18 protein-coding genes and 1 CRISPR repeat array are annotated in these 16,936 nt (G+C 70.2%); of the genes, 6 read left to right on the top strand and 12 right to left on the bottom strand.

Annotation, left to right across the window (positions count from 1 at the left end):
- Window positions 1-7 precede the first annotated feature (7 nt).
- The 8 genes from ACIRON_RS05580 to ACIRON_RS05615 all read right to left on the bottom strand — a co-directional run bounded on the left by ACIRON_RS05580 (window position 8) and on the right by ACIRON_RS05615 (window position 5,713).
- Window positions 8-796 (bottom strand): 2-phosphosulfolactate phosphatase, encoded by a 789-nt coding sequence (locus ACIRON_RS05580; protein WP_402990044.1) that lies wholly within the window; start codon window positions 794-796, stop codon window positions 8-10.
- Window positions 793-1,224 (bottom strand): hypothetical protein, encoded by a 432-nt coding sequence (locus tag ACIRON_RS05585; protein WP_402990047.1) that lies wholly within the window; start codon window positions 1,222-1,224, stop codon window positions 793-795. The genes ACIRON_RS05580 and ACIRON_RS05585 overlap by 4 nt, the downstream gene beginning before the upstream one ends.
- A 1-nt stretch (window position 1,225) precedes the next feature.
- Window positions 1,226-1,636 (bottom strand): hypothetical protein, encoded by a 411-nt coding sequence (locus tag ACIRON_RS05590; RefSeq protein ID WP_402990050.1) that lies wholly within the window; start codon window positions 1,634-1,636, stop codon window positions 1,226-1,228.
- A gap of 143 nt (window positions 1,637-1,779) precedes the next feature.
- Window positions 1,780-2,394 (bottom strand): RdgB/HAM1 family non-canonical purine NTP pyrophosphatase, encoded by a 615-nt coding sequence (rdgB, locus tag ACIRON_RS05595; RefSeq protein WP_402990053.1) that lies wholly within the window; start codon window positions 2,392-2,394, stop codon window positions 1,780-1,782.
- A complete protein-coding gene (gene rph, locus ACIRON_RS05600) occupies window positions 2,384-3,091 on the bottom strand; it encodes a ribonuclease PH (protein WP_402990056.1) in 708 nt (235 codons plus the stop codon). Before rph ends, rdgB begins: the two co-directional genes overlap by 11 nt.
- A 9-nt stretch (window positions 3,092-3,100) precedes the next feature.
- Complete coding sequence (locus ACIRON_RS05605; protein WP_402990059.1) at window positions 3,101-3,877, bottom strand: SGNH/GDSL hydrolase family protein; 777 nt, start codon at window positions 3,875-3,877, stop codon at window positions 3,101-3,103.
- A 73-nt stretch (window positions 3,878-3,950) separates the two neighbouring features.
- Window positions 3,951-4,787: a hypothetical protein gene (locus ACIRON_RS05610; RefSeq protein ID WP_402990062.1), complete on the bottom strand. Its 837-nt coding sequence runs from the start codon at window positions 4,785-4,787 to the stop codon at window positions 3,951-3,953.
- The gene (locus ACIRON_RS05615; protein WP_402990064.1) at window positions 4,784-5,713 is read right to left on the bottom strand and encodes an ABC transporter ATP-binding protein; all 930 of its coding nucleotides are present in this window, start codon (window positions 5,711-5,713) and stop codon (window positions 4,784-4,786) included. The genes ACIRON_RS05610 and ACIRON_RS05615 overlap by 4 nt, the downstream gene beginning before the upstream one ends.
- Before the next feature lie 133 nt (window positions 5,714-5,846).
- Here ACIRON_RS05615 and ACIRON_RS05620 point away from each other — a divergent pair, with 133 nt between their 5' ends.
- Together ACIRON_RS05620 and ACIRON_RS05625 are read left to right on the top strand one after the other, a co-directional pair.
- Entirely contained in the window at window positions 5,847-7,007 is a 1,161-nt protein-coding gene (locus ACIRON_RS05620; RefSeq protein ID WP_402990067.1) for a sensor histidine kinase, read from the top strand.
- Window positions 7,004-7,690 carry a response regulator gene (locus tag ACIRON_RS05625; RefSeq protein WP_402990070.1) on the top strand — a complete coding sequence of 229 codons (687 nt, stop codon included), beginning with the start codon at window positions 7,004-7,006 and terminating at the stop codon, window positions 7,688-7,690. The genes ACIRON_RS05620 and ACIRON_RS05625 overlap by 4 nt, the downstream gene beginning before the upstream one ends.
- Window positions 7,691-7,713: 23 nt before the next feature.
- Here ACIRON_RS05625 and ACIRON_RS05630 read toward each other — a convergent pair whose 3' ends face one another.
- Both ACIRON_RS05630 and murI read right to left on the bottom strand, forming a co-directional pair.
- Window positions 7,714-8,484, bottom strand: a complete 771-nt coding sequence (locus ACIRON_RS05630) for an MBL fold metallo-hydrolase (protein ID WP_402990073.1) — start codon at window positions 8,482-8,484, stop codon at window positions 7,714-7,716.
- Window positions 8,481-9,338: a glutamate racemase gene (murI, locus tag ACIRON_RS05635; protein WP_402990076.1), complete on the bottom strand. Its 858-nt coding sequence runs from the start codon at window positions 9,336-9,338 to the stop codon at window positions 8,481-8,483. Before murI ends, ACIRON_RS05630 begins: the two co-directional genes overlap by 4 nt.
- A 118-nt stretch (window positions 9,339-9,456) precedes the next feature.
- Here murI and ACIRON_RS05640 point away from each other — a divergent pair, with 118 nt between their 5' ends.
- The 4 genes from ACIRON_RS05640 to ACIRON_RS05655 all read left to right on the top strand — a co-directional run bounded on the left by ACIRON_RS05640 (window position 9,457) and on the right by ACIRON_RS05655 (window position 13,229).
- Window positions 9,457-10,455: an alkaline phosphatase family protein gene (locus ACIRON_RS05640; protein WP_402990079.1), complete on the top strand. Its 999-nt coding sequence runs from the start codon at window positions 9,457-9,459 to the stop codon at window positions 10,453-10,455.
- 42 nt (window positions 10,456-10,497) lie between these two features.
- Entirely contained in the window at window positions 10,498-11,553 is a 1,056-nt protein-coding gene (locus ACIRON_RS05645; RefSeq protein WP_402990082.1) for an alkaline phosphatase family protein, read from the top strand.
- A gap of 74 nt (window positions 11,554-11,627) precedes the next feature.
- Complete coding sequence (locus tag ACIRON_RS05650; RefSeq protein ID WP_402990085.1) at window positions 11,628-12,854, top strand: FAD-dependent monooxygenase; 1,227 nt, start codon at window positions 11,628-11,630, stop codon at window positions 12,852-12,854.
- Window positions 12,855-12,884: 30 nt separating this feature from the next.
- The gene (locus tag ACIRON_RS05655) at window positions 12,885-13,229 is read left to right on the top strand and encodes a hypothetical protein (protein WP_402990088.1); all 345 of its coding nucleotides are present in this window, start codon (window positions 12,885-12,887) and stop codon (window positions 13,227-13,229) included.
- Between the two features lie 94 nt (window positions 13,230-13,323).
- On the opposite strand, the gene ACIRON_RS05660 is transcribed toward ACIRON_RS05655, so the two are convergent.
- Both ACIRON_RS05660 and ACIRON_RS05665 read right to left on the bottom strand, forming a co-directional pair.
- Entirely contained in the window at window positions 13,324-13,803 is a 480-nt protein-coding gene (locus ACIRON_RS05660; protein WP_402990089.1) for a TrmO family methyltransferase, read from the bottom strand.
- A 28-nt stretch (window positions 13,804-13,831) separates the two neighbouring features.
- A complete protein-coding gene (locus ACIRON_RS05665; RefSeq protein ID WP_402990091.1) occupies window positions 13,832-14,188 on the bottom strand; it encodes a hypothetical protein in 357 nt (118 codons plus the stop codon).
- Window positions 14,189-14,368: 180 nt separating this feature from the next.
- Window positions 14,369-16,841: direct repeats of the CRISPR family, unit length 28 nt; unit sequence GGCTCATCCCCGCGGACGCGGGGAGCAC.
- Window positions 16,842-16,936 lie beyond the last annotated feature (95 nt).

The following is a 16,936-nucleotide window of genomic DNA, read 5'->3' on the forward strand; positions in this document are numbered from 1 at the left end:
GGTCGGCTCACGTCGGGTCGGTGAGCCCGGCCGTGGCCGCCCGGAACGACGAGCCGTGCAGGAGCGGCACCACCGAGGAGCCGTCCACGTCGGAGGCGACGTCGACGTCGTCGGCGTAGCCCTTCGCGGTCAGCTCCCGGCCGCCGGCGCAGGCACGGAGCGCGTCCGGAAGATCGGCAGCACGGAAGGCGTCGCGTGCCATCGCGGCCTCGGGCGAGAGATCGCCCGCGAAGCCGGCGCTGTCGAGAGCGGCCAGGACCGCCCCGGCACCCCAGAGGTCCTCGACCGCGGGGCGGAGCGTGCCGTCCGGCCACCGCTCCCCCGACGCGATGAAGGCGACGCTCGCACCCTCGGCGCAGCGAGGAGCCAGCCACTCGGCGACCGCGGTGCGGTTGCGGAGCGAAGCGCCGAGGACCGTGGCGCCGCCGTCAGCGAGCAGGGTGCTGATCGTCGAGCCGTTGGGTGAGGGCAGCACCAGACGCCGGACTCCCTCGGCCCGGTGCAGCGACGCGGGCGAGAGCGAGGGCCGGCCCGGCACCGCGTCCTGACGTTGCACCGCTAGAACGGCATCGTGCTCACGTGCGTACGCCTCCGCGCGGTCGTCCCGCCACCGGAACGGGAACACCTCGATCCCGCGCTCGACCGCGACCGTCAGCGTCGTGGTGAACGAGAGCACGTCCACCACGACGGCGATGTCCACCGGCCCGACCGCCTTCGCGCCCACCGGCCCCCACTCGAGCCGGAACCGATAGGCGTGCTGCCGGTGCTGCGCGTCGAAGTCGGGCTGACAGTTCACGAGCCGTGAGTGTAGAAGTCAGCCAGACGTTGGATGGCTTCCGCCTTGGTCATCGCCCGCACCTCCGCCTCGGGGATGCGCGCCTCCTGGATCAGGACCCGGAGCACTCCCATCGGGATCGCCTCGCGCGGCTCCGGCATCTGGCTGCGCGAGGGGAGGTTCTTGTCCTCCACGCATGCCCAGAAATCCTCAGCGGTGACCTCGAGCTGATCCTGGAGGATGTGGCCCCAGATGCTCGGCCCGTAGTCCGTTCGGTCGACCGGATGACTGATACGGGTGTAGAGGATGCGGCCGTCGGGCACGGCGAGCTCGTAGTTGACATGATGAGTGCCGCGCTTGCCCGTGGCCCGTCGGCGCTCGATCCATCCTTCGGTGACGCAGAAGGACTGGTGGTCGACCCTCGTCGCCGGACGTCTGCGCTCGACCATGTCAGGCCAGCAGCCAGTCGCGTAGCTGCTGGTCGGAGGCCAACCCCACGATCTGCACCAGGCCCCAGTTGTCGGCGTGGTTAGGCGCGGCGTGCAGCCGGTCGACCCAGTCCTCGGCGTAGTCGCGAAGCGCGTCGACCATCTCCTCGACCGCCTCGTCGAGGGTGACACCGTCGGCAGCCACCGGCAGGCCCGGGATGAAGATCGACCACGCGTCGTTCTCTGCGACTGCGACCGCACCCGAGGGACGTACGCCGATCAGGAAGTGGACCAAGCGATCCGCGTCCACCGCCGCCACCCGGCGCGTCCCACGCGAAATGGTCGCCGGGCGGCCACCATCTGCGGCGTCGAGCATGTCCTTGAAATGCTCGCGTGCCTCGCGGGCACTCTGGTAGTCCACTGATGCACCCATTCGACCCCCTTCCACCAAGTGTGTACACAGTGTACACGCGCGCGGGGTTACCGAAGTGAACGCCGGCCAGACATGAACAAGGTCGAAGATTGCAGCCACCAGGCGACTGCAATCTTCGACCTTGTCTGAAAGCTCGCGGCGGCTCAGGCCAGCAGCTTCGCCATCTGCGGCGCGATCTCGCGCAGGGCGCGACCGCGGTGGGAGATGGCGTCCTTCTCCTCGATCGACAGCTCCGCAGACGTACGTCCGTCCTCGGTGTCGACCGCGACGAACAGGACGTCGTAGCCGAACCCGCCGTCACCACGGACCTCACGGAGGATCCGGCCGTCCATGCGGCCCTCGACCACGATCTCGCCACCGTCCCAGACGAACGCGATCGCGCAGGCGAAATGGGCGCCGCGGCGCTCGTCGGGGACGTCGGAGACCTGAGCCAGGAGGAGCTCATTGTTGCGCGCGTCCGACTTGGGCGGGCCACCCCAGCGTGCCGAGAGCACCCCGGGCATCCCGTTGAGCGCGTCGACGCAGAGCCCCGAGTCGTCGGCGACGGTCGGCAGGCCGGTGGCCTTGAACCCGGCCCTGGCCTTGATCAGCGCATTGCCCTCGAAGTCAGGCGCGTCCTCCACCGGCTCGTCGTAGTGGGCGACGTCGTCGAGGCCGACGACCGAGACCCCAGGCACCAGCGGCGAGAGGATCCGGAACATCTCCTCCAGCTTCTTGGCGTTGCGCGAGGCGACGTGGACCTTCGGCTCAGCCGGCAAGTGCGGCCTCCTGCAGCTTGGTCAGGTCGGCGCAGCCCTTCTCGCCCAGCGCCAGCAGCGCGTCGAGCTCGGCGCGATCGAAGGCGACGCCCTCGGCGGTGCCCTGCACCTCGACGAACTTGCCCTCGCCGGTCATCACGATGTTCATGTCGGTCTCGGCGCGGACGTCCTCCTCGTAGGGGAGGTCGAGGCGCGGCACACCGTCGATGATCCCGACCGAGATCGCCGCGACGGACCCGGTCAGCGCCTTGGAGACACCCAGCGAGGCGACCGCGTCGGCCAGCGCGACGTAGGCGCCGGTGATGGCCGCGGTGCGCGTGCCGCCGTCGGCCTGCAGTACGTCGCAGTCGATGTTGATGGTGTTCTCGCCGAGCGCCTTGTAGTCGATGACGGCGCGCAGCGAGCGCCCGACCAGCCGGGAGATCTCGTGGGTACGTCCGCCGATCTTGCCCTTCACCGACTCGCGGGAGGAGCGCTCTTGGGTGGAGGCGGGGAGCATGGCGTACTCCGCCGTCACCCAGCCCAGCCCGGAGCCCTTGCGCCAGCGCGGCACGCCCTCGGAGGCCGAGGCGGCGCACAGGACCCGGGTCTTGCCGAACTCGATGAGGACGGAACCGGCCGCGTGGTCGAGCCAGTTGCGGGTGATCTTGATGGGGCGCAGCTCGTCGTCGGCGCGCCCGTCAGCTCGTGTGGTCACGGGACCACCCTATGCAACCGGCGTCCGCTCCGGTCGAGCCGGTCGCGCCCAGGCCCGGCGCACCACCCAGGGCCCCAGATCCCGCGCGCGCCGCCCCATCCACGGCACTCCCTCACCGGCCATCCAGGCCAGGTCCTGCCGCCAGGTGGTCGGCAGGCCGCCGGCCGGCTCCAGCGACGGAGGCTCGAAGGTGAAGCCGTACGTCACCAGCTGCTCGCCGAACGCACGCGCCATCCGCCGGTGGCCGAGCTCGGAGGGATGCAGCCGGTCGGCGGCCCAGAACCTCCGCTCGTGCAGGTCGGGCACCGCACCCAGGTCGAGCCGCAGACCCCCGTAGGTGGCATGGACCTCGTCCCAGATGGCGTTGAGATCAGCGGTCCGCCGCTGGATCGACCGCTTCATCCAGCCCGGCATCGGCCACATCACCGAGTGGTCGTGGAAGCGCGCCGTCATCAGCAGCGCGCCCTGACCCGCGAGCGCGTCGGCGCAGGTCATCAGGTCGTCCCGGAGCCTGGCGGTGTCCCAGGCCGAGCGCATCACGTCGTTGACCCCGACGATCAGCGAGGCCACGTCGGGCCGGTGCGCCACGGCATCAGCGAGCTGCTGCTCGACCACCACGGTCGACGTCGCACCGATCACCGCGGTGTTGCGATACGAGATGTAGTACGTCTGGCCCAGAGCCTCGGCGAGCAGCCGGGCCCATCCTCGCCAACCCTCGATGACCGGGTCGCCGAGGCCAACGGTGGCGCTGTCGCCCAGCGCCGCGTAACGCAGGTAGTTGCCCACGGCTCACAACGATGACGGGGGCGGGTGCCGAAGCACCCACCCCCGCGTGTCGTGTCGCGAACAGTCCGATGAACTACTTCAGCTCGGACTTGAGGACCCGCATCGTGCCGAGCACCAGCGGCAGCCCGACCCACAGCGCGATCGAGGTGGCCAGCCGGGCGATCCCGAGCGCTCCGTCCTCGACGGCGACTCCGGCCGCCTGCATCTCGTTGCCGGCGATGAAGGGCATCATCGCGACCTGCATCGAGATCCACGGGAAGACGTCCTGCGCCCAGTCGAAGATGAAGTAGAGGGCGCTGAAGACGGACGCCTCCAGGATCAGCGTGTAGCCGTAGTAGATGACCAGAGCCGCCGGGGTGTTGAGCAGCAGCATCGCGAACCCGAAGCCCATGAGCAGGTAGAGGATCTGCGTCGCCAGGGTCCACGCGAGCGCCTCACCGGTCACGTTCCAGCTCGGGTCCGATCCGGCGATCGCCGCTCCCGCCACCGTCCCGAGCGCACCGATGCCGACCGCGATGGCCATGGTCACGATGCCGAGGACGAAGACCGCCACGAGCTTCGCGAAGACGACCTTGAGCCGGCTGGGCTCGAGGGTGAAGGTGACCATGTGGGTGCGCTGGCCCCACTCCTGGGTCACGATCATGATCGCCAGCACCGGCACCAGGAGCGAGACCGGGAACGAGAGGGCGCTCATCCAGGTCGAGGCGTCCAGCGCGGACATGTCGGACAGCGCCGTGACGAGCAGGATGATGCCCGCGACCAGGGCGATGAGCCCACCGGTGATCATCAGCATGACCCGGCCGGCGCGCGTGTCGGTCATCTTGCGCCACTCGACCATCACCAGGCGCCCGAACGGCACCTTGGAGGCCGTGGGCAGCGGGGTCGACGGCGCTACGGAAACGGCGCTCATGAGGAGACTCCTTCGGCGTGGATCTGCGCGACGTTCTCGCGCTGGGTTTCGGCGGTGAGCTGCAGGAAGATGTCCTCGAGCCCGGCACCGCCGTCACGCAGGTCGGTGAGCACGACGCTCGCCTCCAGGGCCGCCTTGCCGACCTCGGCCGGTGCGGCGGAGACGCGCATGCCGGTGCCGATCGGCTCGACGCTGTAGCCCTTGGCCTTGAGCGCGACGGTGAGCGCCTCGTTGTCCAGGGCGGTGACCAGGGACTGGCCGACGGTGCCCTGGCTGGAGAGGATCTCGTCCTTGGTGCCCTCGGCCACGATGCGGCCGTTGCCGATGAGGATCAGCTCGTCGGCGATCTGCTCCACCTCGTGCAGCAGGTGGGAGGAGAGCAGGACGGTGCCGCCGCGGTCGGCGTACTCCTTCAGCAGGCCGCGCATCCAGCGGATGCCCGCCGGGTCGAGGCCGTTGGCCGGCTCGTCCAGGATCAGCACCTTGGGGTCACCGATCAGCGCGTGCGCGATGCCGAGACGCTGCTTCATGCCCAGGGAGTAGTTCTTGATCCGGCGCTTGGCCTCCGACGGCGTCAGCGAGACCAGCTCGAGCATCTCGTCGACGCGCGACTTGGGCAGGCCCATCGTCATCGCGGCGAGAGTGAGCACCTCGCGGCCGGTGCGGCCGTCGTGCTGGGCGCTGGCGTCGAGCAGGACGCCGACGTGGCGGCCGGGATTGGGGAGGTCGGCATAGAGGCTGCCGTTGATCGTTGCCCGACCCTTGGTGGGGTTGGTCAGTCCGACCATGATGCGCATGGAGGTCGACTTGCCCGCGCCGTTCGGGCCGAGGAAGCCGGTGACTTTGCCGGCCTCGGCGGTGAACGACACGTCGTCGACCGCGGTGAAGGTCCCATAGACCCTCGTCAGTCCTTCGACTTTGATCATGACGTACATCCTGCCGTGCATCCGGCGCAGACTGCATCGGACATACGGATGACCTGCAACCCGACGAAAGTATGGGGCCCGCCGCGACCACGGGATCCTGTGTCGAGGACCTTCGGTGACTAGCGTGTACGCCGTGCAGCAACGTTCCCCGGACGACTATCAGCCACGCCTGAGCCTGTGGGGACACGTCTGGCGCTATCTCGCCGCGCTGGGGATCAGCGCGCTCGGGCTGAGCAGCAGCGTCGGTGGCTGGCCGGACTGGCGTCTCGCGCTCGACATCGTCCTCGGCGTCGCCAGCCTGGTCCTGGTCATCTGGCGGCGTCGCTGGCCGGTCGCGATCGTCACGATCGTCACCGTCGCCAGCGCATTCTCGATCCTCGCCGCCGGCGCGTCCGCGCTCGCCCTGGTATCGCTGGCGACCCGCCGCCGCTGGCGCGAGATCATCCCGATGTCGCTGCTCAGCTTCGTGGCCGGGATGTTCTGGCTCGCGGTGATGGACACGGCCGCCCCCTCTGGACCGACGGGGTTCGCGCTGTGGGGCATCAACGCGGGTGTCAGCGTGGCGGTCATCGCCGCGATGGTCGCGTGGGGCATGTACATCGGCTCCCGACGTGAGCTGATCGCCACCCTCCGGCTCCGTGCCGAGACCGCCGAGGCCGAGCAGGCGCTGCGCGTCTCCCAGGCCCGCGAGACCGAGCGCCGGCGGATCGCTCGCGAGATGCACGACGTGCTCGCCCACCGCATCTCACACATCTCCATGCAGGCCGGCGCGCTCGCGTTCCGCGAGGACCTCTCCGCCGACCAGGTCCGGGCCCAGGTGGGCACCATCCGCGACGGTGCCCACCATGCGCTCGAGGATCTCAGGGCGGTCCTCGGCGTGCTGCGCGGCAACGGCGAGGATCCCGAGACCGCGCCCCAGCCGACGTACGCAGATCTAGGCCGTCTCGTCGAGGAGGCTCGCTCGGGCGGCATGAACATCACCTTCGACGACGACGTCGAGGGCTCCCCACCGGAGGCGGTGGGACGCTCGATCTACCGGGTCGTGCAGGAGGGCATCACCAACGCCCGCAAGCACGCTCCGGGGGCACTGCTGCGGATCACGCTGAGCGGGTCGATCGAGCACGGCATCGAAGTCCTTCTGCGCAACCGGCTCGGCTTCGACTCCAACACGCCCGGCGCCGGGTTGGGCCTGATCGGGCTCACCGAGCGCGTCGATCTCGCGGGCGGACGGCTCGCGCACCGTACGGAAAAGGATGTCTTCATTCTCGAAGCATGGCTACCGTGGGGCCAGTGAGCAGCCCAGGGACCAGCCCAGAGACTCCGATCAAGATCAAGGTGGGGATCGTCGACGACGACCCGCTGGTGCGTTCGGCCCTCGGGCTGATGCTCGGCGGTCAGGCCGACATCGAGGTCGTCGGCGAGGCGACCGACGGCCAGGAGGCGCTCGCACTGGTGCGTACGTCCGTCCCTGACGTGGTGCTGATGGACATCCGGATGCCACGGATCAACGGGCTCGAGGCGACCCGGCGCTTGATGACCGAGTCCCGGGCGCCACGGGTGATCGTACTGACGACCTTCGGCGCCGACGAGTACGTCGTCGACGCTCTCGCCGCCGGCGCCGACGGGTTCCTGCTCAAGGACACGCCGCCGCCCGAGATCGTCGCGGCGATCCGCGCGGTCGCCTCGGGCGAGCCGATCCTCTCCCCCAAGGCCACCCGCACCCTGATCACCCGGCTCCGCGCCGAGCCGACCGGCGAGCGTGCCGCTGCGGCCAACCGCCGGCTCGAGGAGCTCACCGAGCGCGAGCACGAGGTCGCACTCGCCGTCGGTCGCGGGCTGAGCAACGCCGAGATCGCCAAGGAGCTCTACCTCTCGATCCCCACCGTCAAGGCGCACGTGTCTCGCCTGTTCGACAAGCTCGGTGCCACCAACCGGGTTCAGATCGCGATCACCGTCCACGACGCCGGGCTGGTCTGAGCCCGGCTCGACCAGCGAGCGACTCAGACCGTGTAGACAGCTCCGGTCGCCGCCAGCTCAGTCGGCCCGTCGTACGCCGAGCGCGCTTCGCGAAGGGCGTCGGCGGAGTCGTGCCAGGGCGGGACGTGGGTGACGACGAGCTTCTTCACATGCGCCTTGGTGGCGTACTCGCCGGCGTGGACGCCGGTGATGTGCACCCCGGGCGGGTTCTCGACGCCGTCGCGGAAGGCGGCCTCGCAGACGAACAGGTCGGCGTCGGTGGCGATGTCGAGCAGCGCCTCGGTCTCGGCGGTGTCGCCGCTGTAGGCGATGACCTTGCCGTGCGCCTCGATCCGGAGCCCGTACGCATCGACCGGGTGCTCCACGGCCGTCGGAATGATCCGGAAGGGACCGAGATGGATCGGCCCGGTGTAGGTCGAGAACGCGAACTCCTCGCGCATCCCGGGGCGCTTGGGCAGGTCGTACGCCTTCGCCAAGCGCCGGCCGGTGCCCTTGGGGCCGTAGACCGGGATCGGCGGCTGCGGGCCGGTCGGGTGCCACTTGCGGAGCACGTAGTAGGAGGTCATGTCGACGCAGTGGTCGGCGTGCAGGTGCGAGAGCAGGACCGCGTCGATCAGCAGCGGGTCGATGTAGCGCTGCAGGACCCCGAGCGCGCCGTTGCCCATGTCGAGGACGATCCGCCACGTACGTCCGGCATCGTCGTCGGCCTCGACGAGATAGCAGGAGGCGGGGCTGTCGGGCCCCGGATAGGAGCCCGAGCATCCGATGATGGTCAGCCGCATCCCGGAGGTCATCCCATCCCCCCGGCGAACTGCTGGGCGGCGGCGAGCTCCGGACCGAGGAAGCGGGCGCCGATCGCCTTGAACTCGGCGGGGTTGCCGGTGGTCAGGAACGTGTAGGTCGGCTCCCCACCCTCGCGCATCAGGTCGTGCTCGGCCAGGACGCGGTAGACGTCCTTCGCCGACTCCTCGGCACTGCTGACCAGCGTCACGTTGTCGCCCATCACATAGGAGATCACACCAGTCAGGAGCGGGTAGTGGGTGCACCCGAGGATCAGCGTGTCGACCCCGGCACTGGTCAGCGGGTCCAGATATTCGTGCGCGGCGGCCAGGAGATCGTCGCCGCCGGTGATGCCGGCCTCGACGAACGGGACGAACTGCGGGCACGCCCGGGTGTGCAGCTCCACGTGCGGGGCGGCGGCGAACGCGTCGTCGTAGGCCATCGACTCGGCCGTCGCGTGGGTGCAGATGACCCCGATACGGCCGGTGCGGGAGGCGGCGACGGCGCGGCGGGTCGCCGGCAGGATCACCTCGACGACGGGCAGCGGCTTGTAGCGCTCCCGGGCATCGCGCAGCATCGCGGCCGAGGCCGAGTTGCACGCGATGACCAGCGCCTTCACACCCTGCGCGACGAGATGGTCGAGGCACTCCAGGGCGTACTCGCGCACCTCGGCGATCGGCTTGGGGCCGTAGGGGGCTCGGGCGGTGTCCCCGACGTACAGGATCGACTCGTGGGCGAGCTGGTCGATCACCGAACGTGCCACGGTGAGACCACCGAACCCCGAGTCGAAGATCCCGATCGGGGCGTCGCGATCGGGCTGGGCTGAACCCAGGGACGAGGTCGAACCCAGTGACGAGACGGACTGCACGATCGTCAAGGCTAGGCCCAAACACCGCCACTTCGCAGTGCTGGGGGTCACTCGAGACATACCCGAGATCCATCTCACGTTCATGAGCGGCGTACGAAACTGTTGTTAACGTCCGGTTATGACGATTTCTCGACGGTCGCTGGTGCTGATGGTCATGATCGCCCTGCTGGGCGTCACCTTCGCTGTCGTCGAGCTGCCCGGGCGGCCCGCGCAGGCGGCGACGACGAAGCGGGTGCTGGCGATCTCCGTCGACGGTCTGAGCGTGACCGCGATCGACAGGCTGGGCCCCAAGAGGCTGCCCAACATCTACCGGCTGATGCGTGGCGGCGCCTCGACCCGCGAGGCCCGCAGCGAGTACGAGCAGAACGTCACCCTGCCCAACCACACCTCGATGGTCACCAGCCGCAGGATCACCCGTTCCGCCCACGGCCACGGGGTCACCTGGAACACCGACCGGTCGTGGATGACGGTGCAGAAGACCGCCGGACACCCGGTCTCGTCGGTCTTCAGCCAGGTCGAGCGGACCGGCCGGAGCAGCGCCCTGTTCGCCTCGAAGTCGAAGTTCGGCCTCTTCGACCGCTCCTGGCCCTCGATCGACCGGTTCGTGGTCGACGGCGACGCCGACCTGGCTGACCGGGCCGCCCGCGACCTGGCGAGCAAGAAGCGTGCCTTCACCTTCGTCCACCTCGGCTCCCCCGACCACTACGGCCACCGCGATGGCGGGATGAGCGCGGCCTACCGCGCCTCGGTGATCCGCACCGATGCCCGCATCGGTCGGCTGCTGAAGGCGATCGACTCCTCGACGACGCTGAAGCGGTCGACGTACGTCATCCTCACCGCCGACCACGGCTTCAAGGCCGGCGCCAAGGACCACAGCGCGCACCTCTACTCCAACTACCGGATCCCGTTCGTCGTGTGGGGCCCCGGGGTCGCCCGCGGCGCCTCGCTCTACCGCCTCAACCCCGACTACCGGGCGCCGGGGACGAGCCGGCCGACGTACGCCGGCAGGCAGCCGATCCGCAACGGCGACCTCGGCAACCTGGCCCTCGACCTGCTCGGCCTGGGTCCCATCCCCGGCAGCACGTTGAACTCAACTCAGTCACTAGACATTCGCTGAGCGTTCGCCTGCGGCGCCATCGGGTTCACTTAGGGTGTGCCGGTGCGTCGCCTCTTCCCTCTCCTCTCCGTCGGGATCTTCCTCGTCGTCGTGCTCGTCGTGGCCCTCACCGCCCTGCCCGACCGGGACGGCGGCAGTGGCGACGGGGGCAGCCGTGGTGACGCGAGCGGTGGTGGCGACCGCGCGGAGCGTGAGCCCACCCCGGTCGACCGGAAGGTGCTCGCGATCTCGATCGACGGGCTCAACCCGGATGCGTTGACGAAGCTGGGGCCGGCCAAGACGCCCAACATCCACCGGCTGATCGACGAAGGCGCCTCGACGCTCAACGCCCGCACCGCCTACGAGAAGAACATCACCCTGCCCAACCACACCGGCATGGTCACCAGCGACCCGATCGACCCCGACGAGGGCGGTCACGGGGTCACCTGGAACGTCGGCGACCCGGCGAGGTCCATCGCGAAGGACGAGGACTCGGTGTTCACCGTCGCCCACGAGGCCGGGCTCAGCACCGGTGTCTTCGTGACGAAGCAGAAGTTCGAGCTGTGGCAGCGGGCCTGGGAGGACGACATCGACCTCTACGTGCCGATCGACGACCACGACGAGCTGGTCCCGGAAGCCGTCGAGGACCTCGCCGAGGAGCAACGGGACCTCACCTTCGTACATCTGTCCCTGCCCGACGTCGCCGGACACGAGTTCGGCGGGATGTCGCCGGAGTACCTCGATGCCGTCGAGGAGTCCGACGCCCAGGTCGGCGAGTTCCTCGACGTCGTCGACGCCGATCCCGGGCTGGCGAAGGAGCTCGACGTCATCCTCACCGCCGACCACGGCTTCAAGCCGGGCATCACCAACCACTCCGAGAAGGTCTACGAGAACTATCGGATCCCGTTCGTCGTGTGGGGGCCGGACGCCGGCGCCGGCGCAGACCTCTACGAGCTCAACGCCGACGACTACCGCGACCCGGGCAAGAGTCGCCCCGACTACGAAGGCCCTCAGCCCGTACGCAACGCCGACCTCGGCAACCTCGCCCTGGATCTTCTCGGCCTCGGCCCCATCGAGACCAGCGACATCGGCAAGGACCAGACACTCGACGTCAAATGACGTTGTCGTAACCGTCCACGAGCACACACGCCCCTGAGGTACGTTTCGAACGTAACCTCCCCAAGGAGCGTGCGATGTCAGTCACCCGGATGGCTCGGGCAGCTTTACGCAGGGATCGTCGTGTCCGGCGGGTCACGATCATCGGCGCCGGCATCGGCGGTCTGACCCTCGCCGTCGAGCTGCGCCGCAGGGGTATCGAGGTCGAGGTGTACGAGGCCGCGGCCGATCCTCGCCCGGCCGGCGACGCCGTGCTGCTACCGGCCAACGCGACCAGGCTCCTGGAGCGCATCGGACTCGAGCCGGATCTCGGTGAGGCGGCGGCGACCGTCGACGGCTGGGTCTGGCGCGACGGCCACACCGGCGCCGCGATCGGCCGGGTGCTCTCGGCCGCGGAGTACACCGACCGCGCCGGGGCGCCCTGCTACGGCATCGGTCACGCCGACCTGCGTGCGCTCCTGGGCCAGGCCTTCGGCACCGACGGGCTCCACCTCGGCCACCGTCTGGTCGAGCTGACCGACTCCGGCGACGGACCCGTGACCTTGGAGTTCGCCGACGGCGGGTCGGTCGAGGCCGACCTGGTCATCGGCGCCGACGGCGCCGGATCGATGCTGCGCGAGCACGTCGTCGGCTACGACGACGCCCAGTTCTCCGGCTGCATCGCCTGGCGTGGGATCGTCCCGCGCTCGCGGCTCACCCTGCTCCCCGATCCTGGCCGGGTGCAGGTGTGGACGGGTGCCGACGGCCACCTGTTGCATCATCCGGTCGGTACCGGCGACCACGCGTTCCTGCTGGTCAAGCGGCAGCTCGGACCCTGGGCATCGGACTCGTGGTCCTGGCCGGCCGACCCCGACGAGCACGTGCACGCCTACGCGGGCTGGCACCCGGCCGTGGTCCAGATGATCTCCGCCGCACCGTGCTCGGAGCACTGGGCACTCTTCCACCGTCCTCCCCTGGCCACCTGGTCGCGCGGCCGTGTCACGTTGCTCGGCGACGCCGCCCACCTGATGGCGCCCCACCACAGCCAAGGTGCCGCCCAGGCGATCGAGGACGCGATCGTCCTGGCCGAGTGCCTCGCCACCGACGACGACACCGCCCGCGCCCTCGCGACCTACGAGGTACGCCGCCGCGACCGCACCCGCCGGATCCAGATCGCCTCGCTGGCCGCCGCCGACGTCCTCCACCTCCCCGACGGTCCGCGCGCTCAGGCTCGCAACAAACGGCTCGGGTCACCCGGTGCGTACGACCGCCATCTCGCCTGGATCCACGACCACGACGTGGCCGGTCCTGGCCACGAGCCGTAACCCCGAGGCCCGCTGCCGCGTTGCCCGGGAGTGAGTGCCTTCCTCGGACGCAAGGGGTTCTGGGCCCTCGGCATCTGGGCGATGTACGCATCGGCCGTCGCCGTGGCGCTGGTGCAGCTCGGCGCCGAGCCCGAGGACGGCGGCGTCTGGGCCGGGCGCCCGATGGCCCCCGGCAGCCCCGCCGCCCTCATCGCGAAGCACGACTGCTGGAGCGCCGAGGCCCCACGCGACATGACTGGCCGACTCCCCGGCCACGCCATCGTCGCCACCGGCCCCGCCCCGCGCTACGTCGACGCCCACCTCACCGGCAAGGCCCTCGACCAGGTCTTCTCCGGCGAGGACCACGGCCTCGTCGTCTACGCCTTCTGCCGCTGATCCCAGCCGCCGCGCGGGTCGAGCCGCCGGAGCCGCTAGGCGAAGGCGTGTCGAGACCAACACAGTCATTCACCGATCGGCGGTCGATCAACATTCAGTCGCGCTGAGGAGCGAAGTAATCGCCAAGCATGTCGGTGACCCAGGCTGGTTGGCGGGTGTCGCCGCGTGTGCCGAACTCGGCGAACCATGGCTTCACATCAAGGACGGGGGTGCCATCGACGGCGTCGAGGTCTTCGACGTGGAGGTCGAGCCCGTCGACCTTGAGGAGCTTGCAGCGGGAGATGCCGAGCCAGTTGCGGCGGCGCATGTTGCGGTGGCCGAGGTTGCCGACCTCGGGCCAGACGGGGTTCTCGCGGGCACGACGTAGCCCGAGGTTGAGGTCGGTCTGGTCGGTGAGGTGGAAGAAGAAGACGACCTCAAGGTGGGAGAACTCCTCCAGACCCTGGGTCGCCTCGACCGGATACAGGTCGGGGTCGAGGCGGATGATCGCCTGGGTGCCACCCCAGTAGTCGTCGGTGGGCTCCGTGCGGCCGCCGACGACGGTGGCGATGGGGGTCATGGGGATCGATTCCACGCGTGCTCCTTGGTGGTGGGGCGTTCGTTCAGGCTGTTGCGAGATAGGCTGCGGCGCGCTGGTCGAAGTCGGCGAACTCGCTGGTGGCACGTACGGGCTGCAGCACCTGCCGGACGGTGGCGGCCATGTCTCGAACTCGGCCGGACCGTACGCCGACGGTCGCGTCCAGTGCGGTCGACCAGGTTGCTCCGGCGCGGTCGAGGTGGCCGCGGGCGGCCTGGATCTCGCCGAGGTAGCCGAGGGTGACTGCGTGGGTGCGTACGAACTCCTTGCCGCGCAGTTCGACGCTGCGGGTCAGCGCGGCCTCGGCCCCGTTGAGGTCACCGCTGGCGTAGAGAGTGCGGCCGGTCTCGTGGGCCAGTGATGCCTGGGAGAAGAAGAACACTCGGCTGGGCTCTTCATCACCGCTGCTGGTAGAAGCGAGATCGTTCTCCGCGCGCAGGAGCGCAGCTTGAGCCTCAGTCCGAGTGCGGTCGTCACCTTGAGGATCGCCGACCAGGTCGGAATGCCCTCCGCGGAAGGTGCATTGTAGAGACCGTCGCGACTCAGCCCGACCCGTCGCGCGAGCTCATTCCCGCGGTCGCGGGAAGCACGCCGACAAGAAGGCCAAGGAGTTCGAGGCCGCGGGCTCATCCCCGCAGTCGCGGGGAGCACATCGCTCCGGACGGCGCATCTCCGGCCACGGTCGGCTCATCCCCGCGGACGCGGGGAGCACATGCCCGACCGGTTCGACAAGCAGGACCGGTACGGCTCATCCCCGCGGACGCGGGGAGCACGCCGTGCTACCGATGCGGGACTTGATCCGGTCCGGCTCATCCCCGCGGACGCGGGGAGCACTCGAGGTCGACCCACTCGGCGCATTCGTCGCACGGCTCATCCCCGCGGACGCGGGGAGCACATCAGGGACCACTCACGATCGGACAACTGCCTGGGCTCATCCCCGCGGACGCGGGGAGCACTTGCGCATGGCGACCGCCCGCTCGACCCCGATGGGCTCATCCCCGCGGACGCGGGGAGCACGGCCGAGAACTCAATGTAGACGAGGTTCGTCGCGGCTCATCCCCGCGGACGCGGGGAGCACGCGCGAGAGCCCGGCGACCTGACCGTTCTGCGCCGGCTCATCCCCGCGGACGCAGGGAGCACGCGGTCTGGCTGGTGGACATGTCGTGCTCCTAGTGGCTCATCCCCGCGGACGCGGGGAGCACGTCATGACTGCGCTCGACCGATTCCCGGGCGACGGCTCATCCCCGCGGACGCGGGGAGCACTCCCTGGTCAAGGGCAACGTCTTGCAGCCGTTCGGCTCATCCCCGCGGACGTGGGGAGCACACAGCGTTGGCCCGGCGCTCGGCGGTGCGGTCCGGCTCATCCCCGCGGACGCGGGGAGCACCGGCGGGGCGTGGTTGTCGATGGTGCGGGCGACCGGCTCATCCCCGCGGACGCGGGGAGCACATGTGGGTCGCGACGTGCACTCGGCCGGCTTCGGGCTCATCCCCGCGGACGCGGGGAGCACCCTGGAGACTGACGCCGCCCCCATCTTCGAGCAGGGCTCATCCCCGCGGACGCGGGGAGCACCGCCGGTCGGAACCTGGTCGTCCACGGGGACACGGCTCATCCCCGCGGACGCGGGGAGCACTGCCTGCACGGGGCGGCGATGCACTGCGGCCTGGGCTCATCCCCGCGGACGCGGGGAGCACGTCGCCACGTCGGCATCGTTCCCGTGGCCTGGCGGCTCATCCCCGCGGACGCGGGGAGCACACGTCGAGCATCTTGATCTCGTGCTCGAGGAACGGCTCATCCCCGCGGACGCGGGGAGCACTCGCCCGTGGCCGTGCAGGTCGGACGGGGTCAGGGCTCATCCCTGCGGACGCGGGGAGCACGCGGCCTCCGCGACGTTCTCCACCAGGACGGCCGGCTGATCCCCGCGGACGCGGGGAGCACCGGGGGTGGAAGGGGGTCGGTGTCGACGGTGAGGCTCATCCCGCGGACGCGGGGAGCACTTCGTCCCAGGCGTCTGGGTGGGCACGGTCGGAGGCTCATCCCCGCGGACGCGGGGAGCACGCCCACACGTTGCCGCCGTAAGGCGTGGAGTTGGGCTCATCCCCGCGGACGCGGGGAGCACGGTGTTCACACATTCGTGATAGAAACCGCCCGTGGCTCATCCCCGCGGACGCGGGGAGCACGCGAACCTGCCGTTGGCCGCACGCATGCGACCGGGCTCATCCCCGCGGACGCGGGGAGCACCCCGCCACCCCGAACGAGGTCGACGAGTGGGAGGGCTCATCCCCGCGGACGCGGGGAGCACCAGGCTATCGAGTCCTTGAACTTGCCCCACAGGGGCTCATCCCCGCGGACGCGGGGAGCACACGTACGGCTCGGACGGCTCGTTCAGGGCCTACGGCTCATCCCCGCGGACGCGGGGAGCACTCCTTGCCGCCGTTGCGCGTCCACTCGCCGTGGGGCTCATCCCCGCGGACGCGGGGAGCACCGCACAGGCGGTCGTGGCCTCTTCGGCGGTCGCGGCTCATCCCCGCGGACGCGGGGAGCACGTCAGGGAGCCGTCCGCGAGGAGGTGAACGCCGGGCTCATCCCCGCGGACGCGGGGAGCACGCCAACGTGGTCGACCTCGACGAGTGGTGGTTCGGCTCATCCCCGCGGACGCGGGGAGCACCGGGGTGGTCGAGGCCACCACGATGGCCGAGCAGGGCTCATCCCCCGCGGACGCGGGGAGCACCGGGGAATCTGGAGGGAGGAGGGGTTGCCACCCGGCTCATCCCCGCGGACGCGGGGAGCACCATCAAGCGCATCTGCTGCGGCATGGCATCAACGGCTCATCCCCGCGGACGCGGGGAGCACACGAGGCCCTTCCAGGATCCGATCCCCTCGGGCGGCTCATCCCCGCGGATGCGGGGAGCACAGGTCCATGGCGTCGCTCGTCTTCGGGTCTTCCGGCTCATCCCCGCGGACGCGGGGAGCACCGCCGTGGGCTCGCTCGCAGCCCGACGGCCCGTCGGCTCATCCCCGCGGACGCGGGGAGCACGGACGCGGGGAGCACGGACGCGGGGAGCACGGACGCGGGGAGCACGGACGCGGGGAGCACGGACGCGGGGAGCACGGACGCGGGGAGCACGGACG

The organism is Nocardioides sp. NPDC101246, from assembly GCF_044767415.1.
Taxonomy (GTDB): Bacteria; Actinomycetota; Actinomycetes; order Propionibacteriales; family Nocardioidaceae; genus Nocardioides.